This is a genomic window from Spiroplasma sp. ald, from assembly GCF_044714355.1.
Classification (GTDB): domain Bacteria; phylum Bacillota_I; class Bacilli_A; order Mycoplasmatales; family Mycoplasmataceae; genus Spiroplasma; species Spiroplasma phoeniceum.
Genome location: NZ_RXFY01000090.1, coordinates 1 through 4,295, shown reverse-complemented (window position 1 = coordinate 4,295; position 4,295 = coordinate 1). Strand labels below are relative to the sequence as shown.

Annotated in this window: 4 protein-coding genes; 1 reads left to right on the top strand and 3 read right to left on the bottom strand. The window is 25.2% G+C overall.

Annotated elements, in window-relative coordinates:
- Positions 1 to 85: 85 nt before the first annotated feature.
- The 3 genes from EHU54_RS04720 to pepF all read right to left on the bottom strand — a co-directional run bounded on the left by EHU54_RS04720 (position 86) and on the right by pepF (position 2,602).
- A complete protein-coding gene (locus tag EHU54_RS04720; RefSeq protein ID WP_400249204.1) occupies positions 86 to 247 on the bottom strand; it encodes a hypothetical protein in 162 nt (53 codons plus the stop codon).
- A gap of 19 nt (positions 248 to 266) precedes the next feature.
- Entirely contained in the window at positions 267 to 590 is a 324-nt protein-coding gene (locus EHU54_RS04715) for a hypothetical protein (protein ID WP_400249203.1), read from the bottom strand.
- A gap of 215 nt (positions 591 to 805) precedes the next feature.
- Positions 806 to 2,602 (bottom strand): oligoendopeptidase F, encoded by a 1,797-nt coding sequence (pepF, locus tag EHU54_RS04710; protein WP_400249201.1) that lies wholly within the window; start codon positions 2,600 to 2,602, stop codon positions 806 to 808.
- Between the two features lie 143 nt (positions 2,603 to 2,745).
- Here pepF and EHU54_RS04705 point away from each other — a divergent pair, with 143 nt between their 5' ends.
- A complete protein-coding gene (locus EHU54_RS04705; RefSeq protein ID WP_400249200.1) occupies positions 2,746 to 4,098 on the top strand; it encodes a M17 family metallopeptidase in 1,353 nt (450 codons plus the stop codon).
- Positions 4,099 to 4,295: the final 197 nt, after the last annotated feature.

Genomic DNA, 4,295 nt, shown 5'->3' with positions numbered 1-4,295 from the left:
AATTTTTAAATAAAAGACATAATTAATTAAAATTATAATTTGCTATTAGTATCTTTTTAAAAATATTTACAATTATTTTAATAGGTTATGCAAGAAGTCTATTGAAATTAAAAGAAAAATCATTTTCTGTTATTGTCGCATTTAATTGTTGTCTTATTGCTGTTAAAATTGCTGCTTGTAAATATAGTCTAATTTCTGATTCTTTTACTTTTTCAATATCACCAACTTTAATTTTTAAATCTAACAAATTAATTTCCTTGATATTTCTAAGGTCAGCTTGTTCCAATTTTTTCAAGTTCTTTAATTTTTGCTTTTAGTTGCAAAATATTATTTTGTAATTTTTTGATTTTTTTTATGTTTATTTGTTGATTCTCTATGTTTATTTGTTGATTTAAAATATTAATTTTATCATTTAATAGGTGAATTGTTGTTTCAACATTATTGATATTATCTTCTTGCTCTTGATTTGTCGTTTCAGGAATTGCTTCTTCTAAATATTGCAGTTTTTTATTACCACTACAAGCAGTTAAACTTCCTCCGGGTGTACTAATTAATCCACATATTCCTAAAATATTTAATAATTTTTTCATTTTTCAGTATTTTTCCTTTTTCTAAAACTTAATAATTAAATTAATACTTAAAGTATTGATAATATTTTATAAAAAATATTAAAAACAAAATAAAATTAATTTTTATCAAATTATTTGTAATTTAAACAAATATTTTTAAAAATAATTTGACAAAATATTTTTTATTTTTAATTTTAATATAATAAATTTTTTTATATAATATAATTAATATAATGCTATTTTAATAATTGAGTAAGATTATTAATCATTTCTGTTAATTTTGTAATCAAGCCATTATAAACATTAGCATCAGTATAATCAATTCCGATATCTTTTAAAATTGCTAATGGTTCTTTACGACCACCTTGTTTTAAAAAATTTAGTAAATATTCTGGATGGCCATTAATAACATCAGTATAAAGTTTAAATGAAGCAACAATACAAGTTGCATATTTATAAACATAATATGGTGAATGAAAGAAATGTAAAATTCGTGGTCAACTATATGTCTTTTGTTGTAAATCATGTTTATCAAAAACAGTATAACCAAATTCATTAGCTTTTTGATCAAAAAGATTTGCTAATTTATCAGCATCTAATGGCTCATTATTTTCAACCATTTTATGCGCAGCTCATTCAAAATCAGCAAAATGAATTTGGCGAAAGAAAGTTGCCATAATTTCATCAATTCGATTTTGTAATAAATAAATTTTTTCTTCTTTACTTTCAGCATTTTTATATAAATAATCAAATAATAAGTACTCATTAACTGTTGAAGCAACTTCTGCTAAGATAATTGGATAACTATTTAATGGATATTTATTATTTAAATCTGCTAATAATGTGTGAACAAAATGACCGGCTTCATGTGCTAATGTATTAACTGAACCAATTGTATCATCTCAATTCATTAAAATAATTGGTTCAACTCCTGAACCACCAGATGAATAAGCACCACTACGTTTATTAGTATCTTCAAAGTAATCAATGCGATGATCACTTCAAGCTAACTCTAATTGGGTTAAATATTCATTTCCTAATGGTTGTAAAGATTCACGTATCATTTTTTTTGCATCTTCAACAGTATATTTCTTATCTAATGATGCAATGTTTTTAACTAACTTCAAACTAGGATCAGTTGGATAAAACTTTTTAAATTTAAAATGTTTTTTTAATAACTCATTATATTGAACAAATAAATGACTATTTTCACGACCATATTTAATTAAACTTGCATAAATTTCTTCAGATACATCATCATTATTTAATGATGCTTGTAAAGTATTTTTATAACCACGTAAGCGAACAGATTCAACACTATGTTGAATGATTCCCTCATAAATTCGTGCAAAAGAATGTTTTTTATCAACTAAATGCTCAGAAAACAATTGTGCTGTTTTAATTCGAAATTCTTGTTCACCTAATGGATCAGATTTCTCCATAATTTCACTATATACACTATTTGTTAATTCTGTTTTTGTTTCTTTATAATCAATAAAAGTTGGCTTTTTATCAGCATATGCTAATAAATCATACAATTCATAAGCTACACTTCGTGACTGTGTTACTAAAGCTAAAATTTCTTCTTCACGTTCTGATAAAATATATTTTGCATTTTTAAAAAACTTACGATAACTATATTCATATGCACTTAATGCAGAATCTTCTTTAATTCATGTCATAATTGTTTTTTCACCAATTGCTTTTAATTCGGGAGCAACAAAAGCTAATTGACTTGAAATTTGATTTAAAGTATTTGAATAAGTTCCTGCTAATTCTTGATATGATAAATCAGTTGTATCAATATCACCCATATGTAAATATTGTTCCATTTTATTTGCAATTAAATCAATTTCTTCATCTAAAAAAATATATTTTTTAAAAACAGCTACTTGATTTAATTTTCCTTTAAAGGTGATAATTTCTTCTAATTTTTTTACAATTTTTGCTAAATCTTTTTTCCATGCTTCATGATTGGAATATAAATGATTGAAATCTCATTTATATTGTGCTGGTGCTTCATTTCGTTTCATTCTTTTCTCCTCTTTCTTCTAAATTTACCTTTTTATATTATAACGGAAAATTATAACGGAAAACAAAATATTTTTATTGTTATTCTAGATAATATTATAATATTGTGTATATAATTATCTATATAGAAAGAAGGAATTTTACAATGGTATTATTAAATGACAAAAAACAAGATTTAACACTAAAAGCAATTTTTAAAGGTGATGAAATCAACCCATTAGTTGTCCAAGAAAACGGTGCAACAACTTTAATTTCAGAAGAAAAAACAATTTATGCTTATTTCGAAAAAGCATTAACTTTTAAAAATGCTGAAGATTTTATTCAAAATTTTATGAAAACAATTAAATATAGTTTAAATATTGATGTTGACACTTTCAAAAAAGGTGCTGAAGCAAATACTCATATTTTTAAAGCACTTGCAGAAGGAACACTATATGCTTTAAATGATAATTATAATTTAAAAACAGATAAAAAAGAAAAATCAGTTTATACAATTAATTTAATCCATAACTGTGACAAGGCACCTACTATTTTTAAAGAAATTCAAATTAAAATGGAATTTGTTAATTTTGCTCGTATGTTACAAGATACACCACCAAATTTAATGTATCCAGAAGTTTTTGCTGAAAAAATTACAACAATGGCAAAAGGAATCCCAAATTTAAAAGTAACAGTTTTAGATAAAAAAGAAATTGAAAAAGAAAAAATGGGTTTACTTTTAGCTGTTAATGCGGGAAGCTATTTAGAACCCCGAGTTGTTATCTTAGAATATCTAGGTGATAGTAGTAAAAAAGAAAAAGTTGGCTTAATAGGAAAGGGAATTACCTTTGATAGTGGTGGATATAACTTAAAGCCATCAACAGCATTAACTGGAATGAAATTTGATATGTCAGGAGCAGCTATTGTTTGCTCAACAGTATTAGCTTTAGCAAAAGCACAAGTTAAAACAAATATTGCTGCGGTGGCTTGTTTAACAGAAAATCGAATTGGAGGAAAAGCAACTTTAACTGAATCAGTTATTACGTCAATGAACGGAAAAACTGTTCAAATTGATAATACTGATGCTGAAGGAAGATTAGTTCTAGCTGATGGTATTACTTATGCTATACGTAAATTAAATGTGGATAAATTAATTGAAGCCTCAACATTAACTGGTGCAATTCTAGTAGCTTTAGGAAAATGATTAACTGGTGTTTTTGCTAATAATGATGCATGATATGAACAATTTGCACAAGCAGCTTCTAAAGCTCATGAAGGAATTTGAAGAATGCCAATTTTAGAAGAACATAGTGCTGTAATGCGTAAAACACCAATTGCTGATCTAACAAATGCTGAAAGTTCACGCTTTGCTGGTAGTTCAACTGCTGCTGCCTTTTTATGTGAATTTGTAGAAGAAAAACCATATATTCATTTAGATATCGCTGGAACAGCGGATACTAAAGATGGGCGTGGAACTGGAATAATGATTAAAACATTATTTGAATTATTTAAAGAATAATTTTAAACATCTTGTAAAAGCAAGATGTTTTTTTATTTTGCATTAAAAATAGATTTACTAAAAGTAAATCTATAATCATCGCTTAAAAATTTTAATATATAAATCTTTGACTCCTTGACTCATTAGACTTCTTGCATAACCTAGTTATTTTAAAATTCCTATAAAATATATTTAAAATAGAAATTATAGGAATCTAA